The organism is Neoluteolibacter marinus (genome assembly GCF_014904755.1).
GTDB classification, from domain to species: domain Bacteria; phylum Verrucomicrobiota; class Verrucomicrobiia; order Verrucomicrobiales; family Akkermansiaceae; genus Haloferula; species Haloferula marina.
In genome coordinates, this window is sequence record NZ_JACZFQ010000045.1 from 46,963 (window position 1) to 66,412 (window position 19,450).

At 65.4% G+C, this 19,450-nt stretch carries 19 protein-coding genes; 8 read left to right on the forward strand and 11 right to left on the reverse strand.

Features of this window, described 5'->3' with window-relative positions:
• Positions 1-4 precede the first annotated feature (4 nt).
• Positions 5-1,021 (reverse strand): phenylalanine--tRNA ligase subunit alpha, encoded by a 1,017-nt coding sequence (gene pheS / locus IG178_RS10600; RefSeq protein ID WP_193212518.1) that lies wholly within the window; start codon positions 1,019-1,021, stop codon positions 5-7.
• 62 nt (positions 1,022-1,083) lie between these two features.
• Entirely contained in the window at positions 1,084-2,067 is a 984-nt protein-coding gene (locus IG178_RS10605) for a nitric oxide synthase oxygenase (RefSeq protein ID WP_193212519.1), read from the reverse strand.
• Between the two features lie 79 nt (positions 2,068-2,146).
• Here IG178_RS10605 and purU point away from each other — a divergent pair, with 79 nt between their 5' ends.
• Positions 2,147-3,040, forward strand: a complete 894-nt coding sequence (gene purU / locus IG178_RS10610) for a formyltetrahydrofolate deformylase (RefSeq protein ID WP_193212520.1) — start codon at positions 2,147-2,149, stop codon at positions 3,038-3,040.
• A 25-nt stretch (positions 3,041-3,065) separates the two neighbouring features.
• On the opposite strand, the gene IG178_RS10615 is transcribed toward purU, so the two are convergent.
• Positions 3,066-3,710, reverse strand: a complete 645-nt coding sequence (locus tag IG178_RS10615; protein WP_193212521.1) for a PEP-CTERM sorting domain-containing protein — start codon at positions 3,708-3,710, stop codon at positions 3,066-3,068.
• A gap of 226 nt (positions 3,711-3,936) precedes the next feature.
• Between IG178_RS10615 and IG178_RS10620 the strand changes: the two genes are divergently transcribed.
• A complete protein-coding gene (locus tag IG178_RS10620; RefSeq protein ID WP_193212522.1) occupies positions 3,937-4,809 on the forward strand; it encodes a hypothetical protein in 873 nt (290 codons plus the stop codon).
• 62 nt (positions 4,810-4,871) lie between these two features.
• On the opposite strand, the gene rplT is transcribed toward IG178_RS10620, so the two are convergent.
• Positions 4,872-5,243, reverse strand: a complete 372-nt coding sequence (gene rplT, locus IG178_RS10625; RefSeq protein WP_193212523.1) for a 50S ribosomal protein L20 — start codon at positions 5,241-5,243, stop codon at positions 4,872-4,874.
• Between the two features lie 140 nt (positions 5,244-5,383).
• Positions 5,384-5,593, reverse strand: a complete 210-nt coding sequence (gene rpmI / locus IG178_RS10630; RefSeq protein ID WP_193212524.1) for a 50S ribosomal protein L35 — start codon at positions 5,591-5,593, stop codon at positions 5,384-5,386.
• A 205-nt stretch (positions 5,594-5,798) separates the two neighbouring features.
• Here rpmI and IG178_RS10635 point away from each other — a divergent pair, with 205 nt between their 5' ends.
• Complete coding sequence (locus IG178_RS10635) at positions 5,799-6,557, forward strand: GYF domain-containing protein (RefSeq protein ID WP_193212525.1); 759 nt, start codon at positions 5,799-5,801, stop codon at positions 6,555-6,557.
• Between the two features lie 6 nt (positions 6,558-6,563).
• Here IG178_RS10635 and IG178_RS10640 read toward each other — a convergent pair whose 3' ends face one another.
• From IG178_RS10640 to IG178_RS10650, 3 genes are all read right to left on the reverse strand, one after another.
• Positions 6,564-8,144 (reverse strand): hypothetical protein, encoded by a 1,581-nt coding sequence (locus tag IG178_RS10640; protein ID WP_193212526.1) that lies wholly within the window; start codon positions 8,142-8,144, stop codon positions 6,564-6,566.
• Positions 8,141-10,009: a hypothetical protein gene (locus tag IG178_RS10645; RefSeq protein ID WP_193212527.1), complete on the reverse strand. Its 1,869-nt coding sequence runs from the start codon at positions 10,007-10,009 to the stop codon at positions 8,141-8,143. The genes IG178_RS10640 and IG178_RS10645 overlap by 4 nt, the downstream gene beginning before the upstream one ends.
• Before the next feature lie 62 nt (positions 10,010-10,071).
• Positions 10,072-11,817 carry an ABC transporter ATP-binding protein gene (locus IG178_RS10650; RefSeq protein WP_193212528.1) on the reverse strand — a complete coding sequence of 582 codons (1,746 nt, stop codon included), beginning with the start codon at positions 11,815-11,817 and terminating at the stop codon, positions 10,072-10,074.
• Positions 11,818-11,952: 135 nt separating this feature from the next.
• Here IG178_RS10650 and IG178_RS10655 point away from each other — a divergent pair, with 135 nt between their 5' ends.
• From IG178_RS10655 to IG178_RS10665, 3 genes are all read left to right on the forward strand, one after another.
• Positions 11,953-12,726 (forward strand): coiled-coil domain-containing protein, encoded by a 774-nt coding sequence (locus tag IG178_RS10655; protein WP_193212529.1) that lies wholly within the window; start codon positions 11,953-11,955, stop codon positions 12,724-12,726.
• 40 nt (positions 12,727-12,766) lie between these two features.
• The gene (locus IG178_RS10660; RefSeq protein WP_193212530.1) at positions 12,767-13,570 is read left to right on the forward strand and encodes a hypothetical protein; all 804 of its coding nucleotides are present in this window, start codon (positions 12,767-12,769) and stop codon (positions 13,568-13,570) included.
• 68 nt (positions 13,571-13,638) lie between these two features.
• The gene (locus IG178_RS10665; protein ID WP_193212531.1) at positions 13,639-13,830 is read left to right on the forward strand and encodes a hypothetical protein; all 192 of its coding nucleotides are present in this window, start codon (positions 13,639-13,641) and stop codon (positions 13,828-13,830) included.
• A 177-nt stretch (positions 13,831-14,007) separates the two neighbouring features.
• Here the strand turns inward: IG178_RS10665 and IG178_RS10670 are convergent, their stop codons facing one another.
• Positions 14,008-14,448: a 23S rRNA (pseudouridine(1915)-N(3))-methyltransferase RlmH gene (locus tag IG178_RS10670; protein WP_193212532.1), complete on the reverse strand. Its 441-nt coding sequence runs from the start codon at positions 14,446-14,448 to the stop codon at positions 14,008-14,010.
• 85 nt (positions 14,449-14,533) lie between these two features.
• Between IG178_RS10670 and IG178_RS10675 the strand changes: the two genes are divergently transcribed.
• A complete protein-coding gene (locus tag IG178_RS10675) occupies positions 14,534-14,839 on the forward strand; it encodes an EF-hand domain-containing protein (protein ID WP_193212533.1) in 306 nt (101 codons plus the stop codon).
• Between the two features lie 61 nt (positions 14,840-14,900).
• On the opposite strand, the gene IG178_RS10680 is transcribed toward IG178_RS10675, so the two are convergent.
• On the reverse strand, positions 14,901-16,481 hold the full coding sequence (locus IG178_RS10680) for a glycine--tRNA ligase (protein ID WP_193212534.1): 1,581 nt from the start codon (positions 16,479-16,481) through the stop codon (positions 14,901-14,903).
• 71 nt (positions 16,482-16,552) lie between these two features.
• Positions 16,553-17,587 carry a sulfite exporter TauE/SafE family protein gene (locus tag IG178_RS10685; protein WP_193212535.1) on the reverse strand — a complete coding sequence of 345 codons (1,035 nt, stop codon included), beginning with the start codon at positions 17,585-17,587 and terminating at the stop codon, positions 16,553-16,555.
• A gap of 172 nt (positions 17,588-17,759) precedes the next feature.
• On the opposite strand from IG178_RS10685, the gene IG178_RS10690 reads away from it, so the two are divergent.
• The gene (locus IG178_RS10690; protein WP_193212536.1) at positions 17,760-19,445 is read left to right on the forward strand and encodes a TrkH family potassium uptake protein; all 1,686 of its coding nucleotides are present in this window, start codon (positions 17,760-17,762) and stop codon (positions 19,443-19,445) included.
• Positions 19,446-19,450 lie beyond the last annotated feature (5 nt).

Below are 19,450 nucleotides of genomic sequence, written 5' to 3' on the forward strand. Positions count from 1 at the left end.
CATCTCAAGCAAACTGCTTCAGGAAGCGCGCGTCGTTTTCGATCAGCAGGCGGATGTCCTTGATGCCCCAGCGGATCATCGCCAGGCGGTCGAGGCCCATGCCGAAGGCGAAGCCGGTGACCTTCTCCGGGTCGTAGGCGGGGTCCTTGCGCGAGCTGCTGATGGCCTCGAACACGGCCGGGTCGACCATGCCGCAGCCAGCGACCTCGATCCACCGCGGGGCCTGGCCCTTGACCTCGAGCTTCACGTCGATCTCGAAGCTCGGCTCGGTGAAGGGGAAGAAGTGCGGGCGGAAGCGGACCTCGGTCTTCGGGCCGTAGAGCTCGTGGAAGAAATACTCGAGCGTGCCCTTGAGGTCGCCGAGCGAGACGTCGGTGTCGACGTAGAGGCCCTCAAGCTGGTTGAAGACGGAGAGGTGGGTGGCGTCGATCTCGTCGCGGCGGTAGGCCGAGCCGGGGGCGATGATGCGCACCGGCGGCGCCTGGCCTTCCATCGTGCGGACCTGCACGGAGGAGGTGTGGGTGCGCAGCAGCTTGCCGGAGTCGAAGTAGAAGGTGTCCTTCTCGTTGCGCGCCGGGTGGTCGGCGGGGGTGTTGAGGGCGTCGAAGCAGTGGAACTCGTCCTCGATCTCCGGGCCCTCGGCGAGGGCGAAGCCCATGCGGCGGAGGATGCGGATGGCATCGTGGCGGATGATCGTCAGCGGGTGCAGCGAGCCGTGGTGGAGGGCGCGGGCCGGCAGGGTGACGTCGATGCCCTCGAGCGCCTGGCGGTCGGCGGCGTCCTGGATCGCCTGCTGTTTCCCCTCGAGCGAGGCGGTGATCGCCTGGCGGGCGGCATTGAGCAGCTGGCCGACGGCGGCTTTCTCTTCCTTCGGCACGTCGCGCATGCCGGCGGAGACTTCGGTGAGCGTGCCTTTTTTGCCGAGGATCGCGACGCGGGCGTCCTCGAGCGAGCGGGCGTCGCCGGCGGTTTCGATCCGGGCGAGCGCCTCGGCCTGAATGGCTTCGATCTGGTCCTTCATGGGAAAGCGGGGCGCAGGGAGTAGCCGACGGGGCGGGGGGAGTCAAAGCCCGTTGCCGGAAATCACCACGCGCGGGGCTGGTCGACGAAGGCCGGGCCCGGCTGCGGGGAATCGTAGTAGCGATGGAAGACGGGGCAGGCGGAACCGGACATCGGGGGGACCAGCCAGGACCAGTCGCCGGGCACCGGGCGGCCGCAAGTTTCCTCGTTCTTGAGATGCTGGACGAACTGGGCGGAGGCGGTGTGGTGGTCGACGATGGCGACCCCGGCTTCGCGGAAGGAATGGAGCACCGCGGTGTTCAGTTCGACCAGGGCGCGATCCTTCCAGAGCATCCGCCGGGCGCGGCGGTCGAGCCCCATCCGGTCGGCCACGAGCGGCAGCACGTTGTAGCGCGACTCGTCGCCGAAGTTCCGCGAAGCGATCTCGGTGCCCATGTAGTGGCCGCTGAAGGGTGCGGCGGGAAAGCGCAACCCGTCCCCGACCAGGGCCATGTCCGAGATGACCGGGACGGCGTGCCATTTCAGGCCCAGCCCGGCGAACCAGGACAGCTCGGGGTGGGAGATCGGCACCTCCAGCACCGCGTCGGACGGCAGCGGGTAGAGGCGCGGCCGGTCGCCGGGGATCTCGATGGCCAGGGGGAGCAGGTCGAACGCGCCGCGGTCGGCGGGGGGCTGCCAGCCGAGTCCGATGAGTTTTTCGGTGAACTCCAGCTGATCGGGATCGCCGAGGACCGATCCGTCCCGCGCGCGATACCCGGCGTAGCGGAGCAGCTGGCGGTTCCAGATCCGGATGCCCCGCTCGTCGCCCTCCGCCGGCGCGAAGACGGTCACCGCCGAGCGGACGCGGCCGCCATTGGTGGAAAACCGGAGGTGGGCCACGCAGGCTTCGAAGACCTCGTCCGCCGAGGTGGCGGTGCGGGCATCGAGTAGCTCGAGGGTGTTCCAGTGCAGTCGCCCGATGCAGCGCGCGTTGTTGCGCCATGCGGTCTTGGCCAGGTCGGAAAGCGTTTCGGCGGAGGGGCGGCCGGGTGGCGGGGTGACGGACATCCGCGGGCAAACTGCGGCATTTCGGCGGAAGCGCCAACCGGAACTGTCCTCATCCCGCAAGCCAGCCTCCATTCTTGCCATGAACCGCCGGGCGCTTCTGAATCCGGCCCGCATGGCCCGTCCCGGATTGATTCTCAAGCTCAGCTGCCCCGACCAGCCGGGGATCGTCGCGAAGATCGCCGGCTACGTTGCCGGCCACGCCGGCAACCTGATCGAGTTCGCGCAATTCACCGACAAGCTGTCGTTGCGCTTCTTCGCGCGGCTGGAGATTGAAACCGGCGACCTCGACGTCGACCCGGAGGACTTCATCGAGGGCTTCGGGACGCTCGGGCGATCGATGAAGGCGGCGTGGCACTTCCGCCGGCTGCCGTACAAGATGCGCACCGCGGTGCTGGTGACCAAGACCGATCACTGCCTCAACGAGATCCTGTGGCGGGCGGAAATCGGCGAGCTGCCGGTGGAAATCACCAGCATCATCGGCAACCGCGACGCCTGCCGCGGCATCGCCGAACGGGCCGGGATTCCTTTCCACCTGATCGAGATGGACGGCGCGGCGAAGGCCGACGGCTTCGCCCGGATCCGGCAGATCCTGGCCGACGAGGAGGTGGAGCTGGCCGTGCTGGCGCGCTTCATGCAGATCATTCCGGACGACTTCTGCCGCGATTTCGCCGGGCGCTTGATCAACATCCACCACAGCTTCCTGCCGGCCTTCATCGGGGCGAATCCCTACAAGCAGGCCTACGAGCGCGGGGTGAAATTGATCGGCGCGACCTGCCACTACGTCACCGCCGACCTCGACGCCGGGCCGATCATCGAACAGGAGGTCGAGCGCGTGCAGCATTTCCACGCGCCGAACGACCTGGTCCGGCTCGGCCGGAACTGCGAGCGGATCGCGCTGGCCAAGGGGATCCGCTTTCACGTCCACGACCGCACCATCATCGACGGTCACCGGGCGATCGTGTTCCCGGATTGAAGGCCGGTCCCGCCGGGCAGCCGGGTCATCTCCTGTGGCGGCGAAGCAGCCCGCCGAACCCCAGGGCGGCTAGTAAGATCGCGGAAGGCTCCGGGACGATCGTGACCTCTCCGAGGCCTCCGCCGGGACCATAAACGTTGAACCAAATCTCGCCGACTCCTTCACTGGTGGTTAAGTTTGGCAAGTCGGGGAAGCCCGCCGTGGTTGGGTTGGTGTTCACCGAGTCCGAGAACCAAACGAGATCTTCGGGGCCGGGCGTGCCGATCTGTGGGACTTCGACCCCCGATGGCCCAACCCAAACCAGATAGATGTATCCCCGACTGAAGGAGGAGCCGGTGCTCTCGGGAATGGCAAACTGAAAATCCATCGTCAGAAGCTCCGGGCTGCTGCCATTCGAGATGCTCAAATACGTTTCGGCCAGCTGACCCGGACTCAAGGATGAATGGACGCCGTTCACGACAAATTCCCCCGAAGTAGGAAAGAATTGCGTGCCAGGGCCAGGCGGGGAGTCGAAGTCGAGCAACATCGTGTAAGAAAAACCGATCCTAGCTTCGTCATTCTCTCCGACGAAATCCGCAGCATGGGGAGACAAGCGAATCGTCACGGCGGAAGCTGCAGGAATGATCAATTGTAATGCTAGAACGAATCCAATGGGGGTGACTCTTCTCATGTGGTTCGAAGATTGGATCTAGATCGCATTTCTGTCGAGATAGATGGTTCACCGGTTGCGATTGGATGACCTTGGCCGCAATTGCGAGCGGATCGCGCTGGCGAAGGGGATCCGCTTCCACGTCCACGACCGCACCATCATCGACGGTCACCGGGCGATCGTGTTCCCGGACTGAGTGGGAACCCGTCGCTTGTTTGGAACCGGAGGTTCCGGTTTGTTGGTCGCCATGGATCTGGCGTGGGCCGACTACTTGAAGCGGATGAAGGAAGCGCCCGACGCGGCGTTGGAGTGGAGCCGCTCGGGGATCGAGTATCTCCGGTCGTCGATCGGTTCGCTGCCTTTCTTTGCCGCGACCTCGGTCGACAGCGGGTCAGCGAATCCCGGTCGCGACGAGACGCATTATTTCCTGGTTCCGGACCCGCGGCAGGACGGCGGCTTCGCGCTGGTCGAGCGGCGTCGCTTGCCGGAGGGGACGGGAGCGGTGAACTCCCTGCCCAAGGTGCGGATTTTCCACGTCCACGACCCGGCGGCGGTCGAGGTGCTGGAAGATCGGCTGATGAAGAGGATGGTCTCGGCGGCAGAGGATGCGCCGGGGCTGGAGCATGACTTGGCGCTGCGGCTCGAGGCGATGGGGGAGGAAATCGACAAGCAAAGCCATTGGGTGACCGGCGGGCTGATCGTGGTCGGGGGCGTGGTGGCCATTGCCAACCCGCTGCTGGGGATCGGCATCGCGGCGAAGTCGCTGCTGCCCGAGCTCGGCGGCAAGCTGGCCAAATTCGGGTTCGGGGCCGCCGCCGAGACGATGCGCCGGTTCAGCGGCTCGATCCGCGAGAGCCAGGCCCGCAAGAAGGCCGAGAGCGAGGTCAAGCGGATGAAACCGGAACTGGTGGTCGATCCGGTCCTCGCCTTCCTCGACCGGACCGTGGCCCGCGGCGCCGACGGGGATCCGGTGGTGGAGGAACTGAACGGCTTGCCCGACTGGTGGCTGGACCGCGACCAGCGGCTGACCATGGGCGTCGTCGCCGAAATCTGGAAAGACGGGCGGTGGGGAGACTGGGCCCGGGGGATTGGCCGACGGCTCGAGGTGTTGCCGGCCTGAGGCACAAAAAAACGCCGCACGGCACTGGGCCGGGCGGCGTTCTTGAAAGGAAGCGGTCGAACTCAGGCGGCAGCCTTGTTTTCGAGGGCGGCCTTGGCCTGGGCGACGATCGCCGAGAAGGCGGCGGCGTCCTTGACGGCGAGGTCGGCGAGGATCTTGCGGTCGGCTTCGATGCCGGCGGCGGCGAGTCCTTCGATGAAGCGGGAGTAGGTCAGGCCTTCGTTGCGGACACCGGCGCTGATGCGCTGGATCCACAGGCGGCGGAACTGGCCTTTCCGCTTCTTGCGGTCGCGGTATTCGTATTGATGGGCCTTACGGACGGCGTCCTTGGCGTAGCGGAACAGCTTCGAGCGGAATCCGCGGAAGCCCTTCGCACGCAGCAAGACACGCTTGCGGCGGGCCCGGGAAGCCGGGCTATTGGTGGCGCGTGGCATGGTTTGGTTTCGGGTCGGACAGGCCGTTGGTTATTCTTTCCTCCCGCAGTCTCGCTTGTCCGGTGGTACCCTTGCGGGTCAGGCTGCGATGGAGGCCGTCCGAGGCGCGGACGGGGGCGCGGTTTGTTGCTTCGCTTCGTTCAGGAGAACGGGAGGTTCTCCTTCACGTTCTTGATGTCGGCGTCGGAGACGAGGGCGGCGCTGGTGAGGCTCCGCTTGCGCTTGCGATTCTTGCATTGCAGCAAGTGGCGGGCGCCCTGCTTCCGGCGGAGAACCTTACCGGTTCCCGTCACCTTGAAACGCTTGGCAACAGCCTTTCGGGTCTTTGCTTTTCCTGAGACACGTGGCATGGGGCGGCGAAACTAGGGGCCGGCCCCGTCTTGGCAAGGCAAAAGTGGGGGATTTCGAGGGTCCGGGGTGCTCCGGGTTTTTTGAAAATGGGTCCGGTGGTGCCCTTTGATTTTGCAAGGCTTGACCGTTTGGGGCTCCGATTCGGGCATTCGGGGGCTTGGTTGATGTTTGACCAAAACGGAAATTTTAGATAAACGAAGCGCCGTGATCGCCCAGCAGCAACAGCAGTGGTTCTTTTCAACGGGAGGGGAGCGCATCGGCCCGGTGGGGTTCGACTACCTCCTGGAGCTGGCCAAAACGGGCAAGCTGGATCCGCGGGCGGACATGGTCTGGAGCTCGAGTCTGAACGACTGGGAGCCGGCCGGCCAGGTGGAGGGTCTTTTCGAGCGGCGATCGTTGGAGAAAGGTGCCAACCCGTTGGAAGCTTCGGACGCTTTCGCGAACACCGGCGTCCATGAGAAAGCGATCATTTCCAAGCCCGTTTCCGCAGGGACGGGCCGCATGGGATACATCATGGGGGCGGGGGTGGTGCCTGCCGTGCTGATGGCGGGGTGGCAGTTCGTGGTGCCGGTCCTGGCCCGCTACACCCCGGAGGACCTGGCGGTTTATTTGCCGATGGTGGTGTTCCCGCTGGCCGGCCTGATGGTGCTGGTGACGCTGGTCAAGCGGTTCCACAATCTCGGCATGACCGGCTGGTGGTTCCTTGGCTTCGCCATCCCGATCCTCAATCTCTGGCTCGGTTACCGCTGCCTGGCCTGTCCGGCCGGCTACGCGGACGTCAAGCGGCTCGATGGCATCGGCAAGTTCGTCGCCTTTCTCTACTGGGGGTCGATCCTCGCGGGTATCGGACTCGCGGTGGCGGCCATGGTCGGAGCCTTCGGGGCGATGAAAGAGTCCGGGTTGATCGAGGATGTGACCCGCCAGCTCGAAGAGCTGCGCAAGACCGCGGTGCCGGAGCGCTGAAGGTTTTCACTCCAGGATCTTCCTGAGGTCGTCTGGAAAAGTCGCGCCGAGCTGGACGTCGAAGTCGGCGGCCGACTTGAGTTTCGCCAGGGCGGCGTCGCGTGCGGGGCCCGGGGGAAGGGTGCCGGCCCATTGGATGGCGGCGTCCTGGTCGCGGCGATACCAGCTTCCCGCGATCGATCCGGCCGCGGAGGGCGGGGCGGTGCCGGATCGCTGGTCGAAGAGTCCTGCCGCGGCGGCGGGGTCCTGCCACGAAAGCTCGCGCAAGGCGAGTTCAGTGAAGCTGCCGCGGCGCTCGGCGGGCAGCGTGTCAACCCACTCCAAGGTGGCGGCGGGTTGTGCCTTCATCCACTCGCGCAGCGCCGGGGTCGCCAGCGACATCGGCAGGGGCGGTTGTTCCGGATCGGCAAGGCGGGCGCGGATCGAATCGGGATCGCTGCCGAACCATTCCAAGCCGAGTTGATAAGCAGGGGAGGAATAACCGGACTTGGCGGCTTCGGCGGGATCGACCGTGCCCAGCCACCAGTTCACGGCGCTCTCGGGATCGCTGGCTGCCCAGAAATTGGCGACATCCATGGCCGCCTGATGGCGGAGGTTGCCGGACGGAAGTTCCTCGACCATCTGCCGCGCGTGGTCAGGTTCGGAGCTGAAGTGCCGGGCCACCAGTTTTCCCATCGCGGTGGCGAGCGGGGCGGCGCTGAGGTTTTCGGTGGCCCAGGAGAAGGCGGGCTTGGAACCAGCCTGGGGATATTCATCCAACATCCAATCCACAAGATCCGGGCCGAGCTTCGCCTTGAGCGCGGGAGGTGCCTCGTTCCGGATCCATGAGGCCGCGAGCGCGCCGGCGGCTCCCTGGCGCCGGATGGCTTGCGGGGAGAATTCGGCCATCACCTTGTTCCGTTGGGCGGGGGAGAGGTTCGCCATCCAGGCTTGGGCGGCCGAAGCATCGCGCGCCAGCCAGTCGATCGCATATTGCTGCACCAGGAGGTCCCTGGACGGCCCCGGCGGGAGGGCGAGCAAGATTTCGCCGCCTTGCTCCCCGGACAAAGGCAAGCCCGATGAACCCAGCCGCAATGCGCCTGCGGCCACGATTTCATCCAGGTGATTCCTCGCCGCGGCCGCGCTGGCGGGGTCGTCGCTGGCGAGAAGCCCGATCAGGTTTCCCGCGATTTGCCAGTCGTTGTAATCCGTCGGGTTCAGCCGCGACAGCAGGCCAACGGGGTCTTGGGGAAACCAGGCCAAGGCGACCGTCTGGCGGAAAAGGCGGCGGTCATTGGTGTTGAGACTCTGCTCCTCAATCCACTGCCAGGTGCCTTCGGGGTCCGATTCGGCGCTGCGCCGGACGACGGCGAGGAGTTCCCAGTCCGAATGGTTTCCCGAGCGGTAGAGGCGTTCCAGTGCCGCGGGACTGCCGGCTTCGAGGTCCGCGAGCCGTCGGGCACGGCGTTCCAGTCCCCGGGGTACGTCGCGGGACATGCTCGCCTCGAACACGGGTGGGGTTGGGGTCGTCAGGGTGCCTGCAGGGCGGAAATGGCGGGCGATGAAGAACGCGGCCACGGCGCAGGCGAGTGGAAGGAGCGGCTTCATTTCGCGGTGTAGCGTCGGGTGAACTCTGCGGCTTGAGCTGGTGGGAGGCTGCCGACGTACGACTGGAAAGCCTCCTGGGCATCCCCGGGGGATTGCCGGCTCCAAGCCCGGAGCGTCTCGACCCTTTGCTCCGATTGCAGGGCCGGTTCGCCGATGGTGGCGGTCCATTCCCAGGCGGCGGCCGGATCGCTGGTGCCGAGCCGGCGGATCAAGGACGCGGTCGCTGCATCGCGGCATGGACCCGCGTCGGCGTTGCCGATCCACGCCGCCGCGGCCATGGGGTCGTGGTAACTCCAACCGTCGATGGCGGCGGAATAAGCCGCGTTGCGGGCTCCGGGATCGGCCAGCGTTCCCGCCCATTCGAGCGCAGCGGAGGGATCGAGTTCGCCCCATTTCAACGCGGCGATCCCCACCGCCCGGTTGAGGTCGGGAGACGCCGGTGCCGCGCTCAGTAGGCTGGCGATCCGGTCGGGAGAAGCCTCGCGATCAACGAACATCCCAGGTCTGCCGCCGGCCACCGGTTGGCCGGAGCGGGTGGCAATCGCGACGTAGGTCCCGGCGAGATACTCCGGCGGGATCATCGCGAAGCGATCGACCTGGCGGTCCGGATCGACTCCGCCGCCGGTGACTTCCCCTATCACCCCGGCAAGCATCTGGCTCCTGGCGCGGCCATCCTCAAGCGAGGCGGCAAAGCCGATAGCAGCGTCGGGATCGCTTTTCATCCAAGCGGCCATAATCCCTCTCAGAGCCGTCCCGCGATGCATGGCATCCGGCTGGGCGGAAATGTCGCGCGCGGCAGTTTCCAACAGGTCCGGACGCGTTCCGAACCAGATCCGGTCGAGCACGTTCAGCGGCAGGATTGAGGCGGTGCCCTTGGCGGAATCAAGAAGACGGTACGCGTCGACCGCGCTCATTTTCCCGCTGGCGACGGCGGGCCCGATGACCGACCGCATGGCATTGATGCCGCTGCGGCTGAGATCGGACGACTTTTCCCGGGCGTCGATGAACGCTTTCATTGCTGCCGCGGGATCCTCCCGGGCGATGCCGGCGAGGATCCGCTCGCCGATTCCTAGATTGTCGAAACGGGACATGTCGAATCCGCCGGGGCCTCTCTCCAACGAGATCAGATGCTGCCATGCAGCACGTGGATCGGTTCCGGCCCACGATTCCATCACGCCCGCGAGGGCGAGCGTCCGGACGGAGGACGGGAGGGTCATCGACCACTCCAGCGTGCCGGCAGGATCTTTCCCGGCACAGAACCGGGCCAGCAATTGATAGAAGGAGGCGCAGCGCGGTCTCGCGGGATTGCTGTCTTGTTCAAGCAGTTCGCCTGCGATCGTGAGCAGCTCGTCGGGGAAGCGCTCCGCGATCTTCAACCAGGCGGGGCTGCCGTCCGGCATCGGCTGGCGCACCCGCCGGAACCATTCCATGAAGATTTCCGGATCCTCGTGGAGCAACAGCGCGGTCACCGCCTGTCGATCGCGGTCGCCCTCCGGACCTTCGGGGATGAAATTCCAAGCCGCCCGGGAATCGAGCAAGGCCCACTCCATCAGCAGCGGGTGGCGGAGGTCCCAACTGAAGTCGGGGTTTTGTTTCGCGATCCACTCGAGGCCGGCGACCGGGTCGAGCTCCGCCAGCCGGGCGCAAATCAGGCGGATCCGCAGTTTCTGCCCGTCGTTCCGTTCCGGGCCGAGGGCTGCTTCGCCCAGCTGGCGCAGCAGCGAGTCGAGGGTCTCGCCAGCCAAGTTCGCGGCCGTTTCCAGCGCGGGAGATGGCGGAGACGGTACGGGGAGGGTGGCTTCACCCTGATCCTTCGCCGGGATGGGCGCACGGTAACCCCACCACGCCGCGAGCGGGACGAGCAACCAGGCGAGATATGAGATGGAGCGGATCGCCGTGGTTAGATCATCCGCCGGAAGTTGTCAGCTCAATTCACGGCAGGCTCGCCTTCCTGGGATAGGAATGACTTGCGGCACAGGTCGGCGTATTTGCCGTCACGGGCGAATAGTTCTTCGTGGGTGCCTTCCTCGATGACCCGGCCCTTTTCCAAGACATAGATCTTGTCGGCGTTGCGGATGGTGGAAAGGCGGTGCGCGATGACGAAAGCGGTGCGGTTCTCCATCAGGCGGTCGAGCGCGTCCTGGATTTGGCGCTCGGTCTCGCTGTCGACCGAAGCGGTGGCCTCGTCGAGCAGCAGCACCGGCGCGTTCTTGAGCAGGGCGCGGGCGATCGACAGGCGCTGTTTCTCGCCGCCCGACAACTTCACCCCGCGTTCGCCGACATTGGTGTCGAGCTGTTTGGGGAGGTCGCGGACGAACTTCGCGGCGTGGGCGGCTTCCAGGGCGGTCCAGATTTCCTCGTCGGTCGCCTTGCGGCGGGCCAGTTCCATGTTCTCGCGGACGGTGCCGTTGAAGAGAAAGGGCTCCTGGGTGACGTAGCCGAGCTGCTCGCGCAGCGAGGGCTTGGCGAGGGTGGCGATGTCGATGCCGTCGATGGTGATCGTTCCTTCGTCCGCCTCGTAGAAGCGGTTGAGCAGCGAGAGAACGGTGGACTTGCCCGCGCCGGTGGATCCGACCAGCGCGATGGTCCGCCCGGGCGGCGCGTCGAGGTCGACCTGGTGGAGCGTCGGCTGGCTGCCGTAGGAAAAGGAGACGCCCTCGAAGCGGACGTGGGCCCGGATTCCCGCCGGCAGGGAGTCGCCGCTGGCGGCATTCGGCTCGTCTTCGGAATCGAGGATCTCGAAAACCCGGTCGCCGGCGGCGCGGGACGAGAAGATCATCTGGTTGAGCTGGCGGAGCTTGCTGACGGGCTCGTAGAAGAGTCCGAGGAGGAGGAAGAAGAAGGTCAGGTCGCCAACGGTCATCCGGCCGGCGATCATGGCCTGCGCACCGAAGCCGAGCACCAGGACATAGCCGAGCATGCTGGCGAAGGACATGGAGGGATTGTAGATCGCCCACCATTTCATCAGGTGCAGGGTGGCGGCCCGGACGTTGTTGGAGAGGCGATTGAAATTTGCATGCTCCTCGGCTTCGGCGGCATAGGACTTGATCTGCCGGATGCCGGCGATGTTGTCGTGGAGCAGCGAATTCAAGGCCGAGGTGGCGTTGCGTTCCGCCTTGTGGCGATGGCGGGCGTCCTTCGAGTAGATCCATGCCCCGGCCAGCAGGACCGGGATCGGCAGCGTTGCCCACAGGGCCACCTGCCAGTCGGTCAGGTACATCACCAGCCCCACGGCGACCAACTGGATGGAGGCGACCAGGCCGAGTTCGATGCCGTCGATGAGGACCCGCTCCATTGAGGTCACGTCTTCCACGACCCGCGTCATGATGTCGCCGGTGCGGCGCGAGTCGAACCAGTTCAGGGGCAGGCGCTGGATCTTCCGATAGAGGTCCGAGCGGATGTCGTAGATGACGTTTTGCTCGAAGTGGTTGTTCACGAAGATCCGGGCGCAGTTGAGACCGTCCTTCAGGAAATAGCTGCCCAAGGCGAGTAGCACCCAGAAGAGCAGTTCGTGGTGGCGGGAGGGATCCGGGACGATCTCGTCGATGACGAACTGGGCGATCTTGGGGAAGAAAACGACCGCAACGGCCATCAGCGTGGCACAGAAAAACTGGGCGGTGGCGAGGCCGGGATAGCGGCGGAGGTAGGAAAAGACTCGGAGGACGGAATTCATCGGCGCGCGGTTGATGCCCTGTCCATCCTTTGTAATGCCACGTTTCACAATCGCGAAATTTGGGGTTGCCGCGGCCGACCCGGGATCCCTAGGTTGCCGCTTAGAACAAGACCCACCCGCCACTTCTTAAACCCCATGGCCAACGTATTTGCCATCCTAAGTGCCATCGCACTCGCCGCCGCCGCCTTCCTTGCTGTCAACAACAAGGAGAAGTATGCCGATGAAATCACTGCCCGTGAAAAGGAGCAGGATCGACTCGCCAAGACCACGGCCCGGCTCGGTGCCGCCCAGCAGGAATTCAACGACACCGAGGTCGAGCGCAAGGCCACCGAGGAAGAAACCGTCGGGCTCCGCGAGAAGGAGAGCGCCCAGCAGGCCAAGAACAAGAAGGTCGAGGATGAAATCGCCGCCAAGCGCTCCGAGTCCGATGCCAACGAGACCAAGATCAGCGAGATCGAGGACAAGCTGAAGGAAGTAGGCAACATCGAGGAGCTGGTGGGCATCGTGAAGCGCACCGGTGAAGAGATCGAACGCCTCACCACCGAGATCGCCGCCAACGAGGCGACCCTGAACGATCTCAACGCCGAGATCGCCCGCACCGATGGAGTGAAGTCCAGCTATTCGGCGCGCAACAGCAACTACTCCAACAAGCGGTCGTTCTTCTCGTCGACCCGCATCAGCTCGATCTACCCCGCCTACGGCTTTGTCACCCTGCCGATCGGCAACAATTCGGGAGTGGTTTCCGGATCGTCCCTTGCCGTCGTCCGCGACGGTGCCCCGGTGGCCAAGCTCCGGGTGAGCTCGGTCGAGGCCGGCCGCGCCGCCGCCGAGATCGTCCCCGATTCCGTGGCCCAGGACACCGTGCTGATGGTCGGTGACCGCGTGGTGCCTTCCAACGACGCCAACTAAGCTCCGTCCGGATTTTCCAGCACACTTTTAGCAAACCCGCATGAAAGCCATTTTTTACGTCCTCGCCCTCCTTGCCATCGGCGGAGCCGCTTATTTCTCCTACGATAACCTCGGTAAGTTCCAGGGCCAGCGCGAGGAGAAGAATCAGGCCGTGTCCGACAACAAGGACATGACCAAGAAAGCCGAAGCGAAGGAGGAAGAACTCGCTCAGGAAAAGTCTGCCCTCGAGGCGGCCGAGAAGGACAAGGCGGATGCCACGGCCTCGATCGAGAACCTGGTGGCCAAGGAGAAGACCTTCCGCCGTGACCTCGGCGAGCTTGAGAACAAGCTCGAGGAGCAGAAGGCCCAGTTCGCCAAGCTTCAGGAATCCCTGGGGGAAATCAACAAGTTGGTTGATGGCGCCGGCGTGACGCTTGAAGAGCTTCCGGATGAAGTCAACCGCATGAAGCAGGAGAAGTCGGATAAGGACAAGAAGCTCGGTGAGCTCGTGACCCTGGTCGAAGGCGCCCAGAAGAGCGTCGAGAGCAACCAGGCCGAGATCGGCCGCCTTGCCGACCGCGAAGCCAAGCGCAACTCCCGGATCCGCCGCAACGCGATGGAGTCGGTGGTGTCCGCGGTCAACGACGACTGGGGCTTCGTGGTGATCGGCGCGGGCAGCAGCACCGGCTTCACCCCGCAGACCAAGCTTCTCGTCAAGCGCAACGGTCGCCTGATCGCCGAGATCCAGCCGTCCTCGATCGAGCCTTCCCAAACGATCGCCGAGATTGACGACGAGACGCTCGCCCCGGGTGCCCGCATCCAGCCCGGCGACCGCGTGATCCTCGCCAACCCGGCGACCAACTGATCCGACGATTCCGTTTTTCCAAACCTCCGCGTGCTTGCAAGCCGCGGGGGTTTTTTTATGGTCCGGCCATGCGCTTGATATTCACCGCCCTGTCGTTCACCGCGATCCTGTCCGTTTGCTCCTGCACCACGGGAGACGAGGAGAACGAACGCAAGCCGGTGCCGCCGCAGTCGTCGTCCAGCCAGATCCCTTGGAACAAGCCGGTCCCCGGCCAGGGTGGTGGTGCCTTCGGCGCGCTTCCCCAGCAGCCGCGCCGATGAAGGCCTGCACGGCGATTTCGGTCGTCCTCGTTGGCCTGCTGTCGTCCTGTGCGCCCGAGAAGCCGCAGGGTCCGCAGTCGGACAAGACGGACATGCCATGGAATCCGCCTGTCCCGGGACAGGGAGCGGGAGCGTTTGGCGGGATGCCGCAGCAGCCGCGCCGGTGAGCTTCCCCGGCTAGCGGTGGTAGGGTTCGCCGCGGCGCAAGGTGGCGACCCGGTAGAGTTGCTCCAACAGCACGACCAGCGCGAGTTCGTGCTGCATGGTCAGGGTCGAGAGCGACCAGACCGCGTCACAGGCGGCCCGGAGTTCCGGAGTGTGGCCGTCGGAAGCCCCGATCAGGAAGCACAGCGACTTGATCTCGCCGCGCATCTCCAGCGCCGCGAAGTGATCGGCCCAGTCGCGGGTGGTCAGCGCTTTCCCGCGCTCGTCCATGGCGATGCGGTGGGATCCGGCGGACCGCTCCAACAGCGCCGCGGAAACGCTCTCCGAATCCCCGGCCTTGAGCATTTCGAGTTCGAAGCTGCCGTAGCGGCCGAGGCGTTTGAGATACTCCGCCACGCCGCTCTTGGCGTAGGCCAAAGCGGGCTTGCCGGCGACGAGGATGCGGACGCGCATGGCGCAGCTTCGGCCCCGCCGGACGCCGCGGTCAACCCGCTTTCCCGCTTGTCGGCATGCCGGCTTTCACGATGATCCCATGCGAATGAAATACCTTCCGCTGTTGCCGTTCCTGTTCGTCGCCTGTGCCCACCAGGATCCCCATTCCGAAGCGGCGCACGGCCGCAAGATGATGGCGCTGTTGGAGAAGTTCGACCGCTACGACTACAATGCCGACGGCTACCTGACGCGCGCCGAGATCGAGCAGGGCGTCAATGAAACGGATGTCCAGGGCGTCAACTCGAAGGAGCTCGACGCGATGATGAAGCACTACGACGTCACCAGGGACGGCAAGGTGTCCCGCTGGGAAGCCGAGCGCGTCATCGACGAGCCGGTCCCGGATTTCCATTGAGGGAAATGAAGAAGGGCGCGTGGATCCACGCGCCCTTCCGGAATCGGCTTGGCGGCCGCGATCAGCGGACCCGCTCCAGGAGCCAGGCGAGCAGGCCTTCGACCGGCAGCCGCTCCTGCTCCATCGAGTCGCGGTGGCGGACGGTGACGGTGCCCTTGTTGGCCGGATCGTTCTCGCCCAAGGTGTCGAAGTCGACCGTGATGCAGAAGGGTGTGCCGACCTCGTCCTGGCGGCGGTAACGGCGGCCGACCGCGCCGCCGTCGTCGTAGAAGACGTTCATCCACGGCTGCAGGGTCATCTGGATCTCACGGGCGATGCGGACCTGCTCCTCGTTCTTTTTGAGCAGCGGGAAGATGCCGACCTTGATCGGGGCCATGCGCGGGACGAAGCGCAGCACGGTGCGGGAGTCGTCCTTGCCCTTCTCGTCGGTCAGCGTTTCCTCGTCGAAGGCCTCGCAAATCATCGCCAGCACGGTGCGGTCGCAGCCGGCGGAGGGCTCGACAACGTGCGGCAGGAAGCGCTCCTTGCTTTCCTCGTCGAAGTACTCGAGCGGGCGGCCGGAGCCCTGCTGGTGGACGCCGAGGTCGTAGTCGGTGCGGTAGGCCACGCCCTCGAGTTCCTGGATGCCGAAGGGGAACTCGTATTCGATGTCGTAGGTCTTTTTCGAGTAGAAGGCGCGCTCGCCGTCCGGCACGTCGAGGATGTGCAGCTTCTCGCGCGGAACGCCGACTTCTTCGTAGAAGCAGAGGCGGGCCTCCAGCCACTCGTCGGTCAGGCGCATGCCGTCGTCGGGATGGCAGAAGTATTCGATCTCCATCTGCTCGAACTCGCGGCTGCGGAAGGTGTAGTTGCGCGGGTTGATCTCGTTGCGGAAGGACTTGCCGATTTGAGCGATGCCGAAGGGCAGCTTCACGCGGTTCGAGTCGAGGACGTTCTTGTACTGCACGAAGATCGACTGGGCGGTCTCCGGGCGCAGGAAGGCGACGGCATTCGGATCGTTCTCGTCCGCCGAGGCGCCGACCTTGGTTTGGAACATCAGGTTGAACTCGCGGGGCTCGGTGAGCAGCGAACCGTTCTCCGGGTTGAAGCGGGTGGTGCCGGTGAGTTCCTCGCGCTTCGACTCGGTGAGCTCGAGTTCCTTGGGCGAGACCTTCTTGTCGGGCATGAACTGGCCGTAGAACTGGCGGGCGGTCTTCTTGGCCGACTCGGCGTCCTTGCCGGCGGGGACCAGCACGGCGAACTCGTGGGCGGTGCTCCAGCCGGAGGCCTCGTGGCGGGCGCCGGAGTACCACACGGCGGTGCCGTCCTGCGGCTCGATCTGGTCGGCGCGCAGGCGGGCCTTGGAGAGCAGGCAGTCGCACATCGGGTCGCTGAAGCCGTCGAGGTGGCCGGACGACTTGAGGACCTGCTTCATGGTCAGGATCGAGCCGTCCATGCCGAGCACGTCGTCGCGCTCCTGGACGGTCTTGCGCCACCAGTATTCCTTGAGGTTGCGCTTCAGCTCGGCACCGAGCGGACCGTAATCCCAGCAGCCGTTGAGACCGCCGTAGAGTTCGCCGGCTTGGAAAATGAAGCCGCGGCGTTTGCACAGGGAAACGATTTTCTCCATGCGGACGGGGTCGGTGTGATCCTTGTTAGCCATAATTTCCGGGATTCGGTGGGCCGGGAGGAAACCAGCCCGGCGGACCGCGGGCAAGGCGAGATTGCCGGATGTCAGTTCCCCGGGTGGGGCGCCGGCTTGCAGATGTGGGTCCGGACTTTCCGGCGGTCGAAGTGCCCGCCGATGCGGTGGAGCCACTCGAAACCGAGGTTGAAAAGCAGCACGCCGCCCAGCGACCAGGCGAGGCCGCTGACGCCGAGCTGCAGCCACTCGTTGCGCATCGTCCAGGCGAACTGGCCGATGCACAGGATGGACACGAACATCAGCGTCGGGGCGCGGCCGATCTTGTCGACGATGAAGGCGCCGAGCGGGGCGCCGAGGATCACCACCGGCGCGGCGGCGAGCCAGTTCCCGAACACCCCGGGCTGGATAGTGTGGGTCAGGCCCTTGGTGGCGATCCCGACCAGCGAGGTGAAGGCCATGATCACCACCGAGGTCGGGATGGCGATCTTGAGGTCGGCCTGGCAGAGCAGGACCAGAACCGCGTAGAGGACCATGTCGATGCCGACGCCGGTGACCGCGGCGGCGGTCGCGCCGGCAAGCAGGCCGACCAGGAAGCCGGCGTTGCGGTCGAAGCGATGGGCGCCGGGCGCGAGGCCCTCGTGGCGGCTGATTTCCCGCAGCCGGTAGAGGTGGAGGACGCCGAAACTGCACCAGATCACCGCGAAGGTGACCTTGATCACGAGGGGGGAGATCAGCGGAGCGATGAAGAAGATGCCGAGCGGGGTGCCGATCAACGATCCGACCATCGCCCAGCGCAGCATCGGCCACTCCAGCGGCTGGCGGCGGCAGAAGATGAAGATCGAGGCACTGGTCATGCCGATGCTCTGGACCGCGAAGCTGAAATCCCGGCCGAGGGTGGCCGGCTGGTCGAAGAGCAGCACCAGCACCGGGAAGCCGACGGTGCCGCCACCCATCGGCGTGGCACCCGCGGCGTAGGAACCGACGGCCATGGCGACGGCGATCCCCCAGTGTTCGGTCACATCCTTCCAAAGGCCGCCGGTGACGACGATCAATATCCAGGCCGCGTAGAACAGTCCCAACCACAGGAACCAGGGGCGGAGGTTTTTCGGTGCGGCGGCGGCCATGCGCGGAGCATGCCGCGACTCATCCAGGACTCAACCTTCTTTCGCGGGCTGCCGGAGTCCGGGTGCCCGCGACGATTGACGGCGGCGGGGAGCCCTCCTAGCTTCGCGATCGTTGAGCCTGCTTCCCCGTGCCGATGCCCCTACGGGGCGAACCAGCCTGGTTCTGGATGTCATGGCTTTTGTCGCGGGTGCCGCCGCGGCGGGACTGTTGGTGTGGGAAATCGGCTGGCCGATGAGCCGCAGCGCGCGGGATGCAGCGCTGGTCGCGTCAGTGGTGCTGGCGATCGGCGTCGTGCTGCTCGAAGGCTTCCGGATCATCGCGATTCGTGAGGAGCGGAAGCACTGGAAAAGGGGCCTGGCGCTGATCGGCATCCCGCTGCTGGCGCTGGGTCAGATCGCGCTGGCGGAGTGGTTCCGGAACCGCGGTGACACGGAGCTGGCGCTGCGTGGCGGCGGCTTGCTGTTGCTTGCGCTGAGCCAGGTGACGCTGGTGATGGCGGCGATCGTCCGCCTCGTGCGCCTGTCCGCCAAGGAGTGGTTCAAGCGCCTGCCACCCGGGCTGCTGGTGGTGGGGAGCTTCGTGGTGGTCATCGTTGCCGGGATGTTGCTGCTGAAAACGCCGCGTGCGACGACCTCGGGCATTTCCTGGATGGACTCGCTTTTCACCAGCACCAGCGCCGTGTGCGTGACCGGGCTGGCGGTGCGGGACACCGCCGCGGATTTCACCTTTTCGGGGCAACTCATCATCCTGGGGCTGATCCAGATCGGCGGGCTCGGGGTGATGACGCTCGCCTACTTCATCGCGCTGATCACCGGTCAGGGGATCTCCCTGCGGGACCGCGTGTTCCTCAACGACATGCTTTCCCAGACTAACGTCCACATGGTCGGACGTTTCATCCGCCGGATTGTCCTGATCACCTTGCTTGCCGAAGGGCTTGGTGCCTTCCTGTTGCACCTCAGTTGGGCAGGCAACCACGACGCCGTCTGGAATAGCGTGTTCCACTCCATTTCCGCGTTCTGCAATGCCGGCTTCTCCACCTTCTCCAACGGGCTGATGGACGACTCCGCGCGCGAGGCTCGCGGGGTACAAATGGTGATCATGGCCTTGATCATCTTCGGCGGCCTCGGCTTCGTCGTTGCCGGCCAGGCTCCGGGACTGGTCTACGCGCCGCTGCGCCGGACCGTGCGGCGCTGGTTGGGCAAACGCGGCCCGGCGGTCCGCATCCCGGTGCACGTGCGGCTGGTCCTGGCGACCACCGGCCTGCTGCTGGCGGGAGGCGCCGCCGGCTTCCTGATGTTCGGTGACGGGTTCTGGGAAGCGGTCTTCAACAGCGTCAGCGCCCGCACCGCAGGGTTCAACATTTCGAACATGGCCGACCTGTCCGCGCCGGCGGTCATCCTGATGTGCTTCCTGATGGTCATCGGCGGCAGCCCGGGCGGTACCGCGGGCGGGATCAAGACGACGACCTTCGCGCTCGGGGTGCTGGAACTGCGGCGGATCCTGTTAGGACGGGAAAACGTCAACCTGGCGGGCCGGCGGATTTCCCGCGACGTGATCGACCGCTGCCATGTCACCCTGGTGCTTTCGTTGCTCTGGATCCTCGTTTCCACTGCGGCGGTGAGCGCGGCGGAGCCGTCGATGTCGCTCGACGACGTGCTCTTCGAGTGCGTCAGCGCCTTCGCCACGGTCGGCCTCAGCCGCGGCATCACCGCGGATCTCGGCGCCTTTTCAAAGGTGGTGATCGTTTTGACGATGCTGATCGGCAGGATCGGCATCCTCACCTTCGCCCTGTCGCTGGTGGGGAAACCCAAACCGCGGCATTTCAAATATCCGGAAGCCCGGCTTCCCCTCAACTGAATCGT